General features: G+C 49.7%; 1 protein-coding gene. It reads left to right on the top strand.

The window, feature by feature from the left end; translation table 11 throughout:
- Positions 1-187: 187 nt before the first annotated feature.
- On the top strand, positions 188-1,246 hold a 1,059-nt coding region (locus M979_RS22190), incomplete at its 3' end, for a DUF3396 domain-containing protein (protein ID WP_064556440.1).

Genomic DNA, 1,246 nt, shown 5'->3' with positions numbered 1-1,246 from the left:
GAAAACGGTCGGCGTTATTCTGGTTGCCGTGGGTATCGGCGTTCTGGTGGTAACACTGGGTATCCCGGAAGCCATTATTGGCGCATTTTTACTGATTGTTCGTCTGGCAATAAGCGCCTGGGGAACACTGGCGGCTATTCTCGGTACGGGTACAGCGGCACTGGCAGCCGGTTAAAAAGGAGCAGGTATGGAATTGCAGGATTTTGAGCTGAACTACATCGAGAAATGGCTGCCGGAAGCCTCCGTTAAATATAAAGACGGCAGCCCGGCGGTCAATCTCGGTCTGATTATCACCGTCTTTTTTAAAGACGGGCATACGCCAGAAATCCGCCGCAGGATGGTGGAATGTGTGGATCGTTTTTATGAGGAGTTTAAGCCACATCTGAAGAAAACGATCACCAAAAACTGGGTGGGGATCACTGAAAAAAATTATGCCAAAAAGCGACAGGAGATCCTCGATTCAACACCCGAAGATATTTTTTCCTGGTATCTGGGTAGCGCAGAGAAGGATTTTCTGGCCCCAGATTACGACATTCTTATTATGGGAACTCGAATTTTTCATAATGACAATGATCGCTCAGTCATCAAGTTAACGTTCCCGCTGTCACTGCTGAAAGAGCCTGATGGAAAGCAGCGTTATGAAGCCTGGCTGATGTGGCTGTGTGACACCTTTTCGGTGGAAAGTGGCTATGCGGGACTGTCGTTTGTCCTTCCTTATGCATTCGAACGGATGTTCCCGTATGAATTCGCCCTGGCGCAGCGTTTTTCCGGCGTAATGGTGGATTCCATTGGCACGCTGGAAGGTGATGGAGCCGTCATTGGCCTGAAAGGTGCCTGCTGGTACACCATTCTGGGTACGCCGTGGCTGGAAAAGCTGGGCGGAGCGGAAAAATTAACGCATCGTTTGGCCAAAACGCCTGAAATCAGCCTGCTTCCCTATAGCAACGGGGTGATCCTTAAAGCCGGTGAACTTCCTCCGCCATTAGGCGAAATGAAAACCGAAGGATTGTCGCCACTTCTGGTCAAAGTTAACCAGCTAATTAAACCCGTGCGGTTTAATGAATCAAGATCCCTGCATTTCTACTCGGAATATGAAGGACTTCAGTTCGACAGAAAATCCACAATGAAGTGGTACAGGCGTTTCGATGAAGCCAGCGCTCTGCTGGATAAAGACGAAACAGGAAAATCCTGCGACCCCGTGCGCGTTACTCGCTGGACTGATGAAACCGCCCCTTATGCGGGACAA

Source organism: Buttiauxella noackiae ATCC 51607 (assembly GCF_001654865.1).
Lineage (GTDB): Bacteria > Pseudomonadota > Gammaproteobacteria > Enterobacterales > Enterobacteriaceae > Buttiauxella > Buttiauxella noackiae.
Note: the sequence above shows the minus strand (reverse complement) of the source record. Positions and strands in the feature narration are given on the sequence as shown.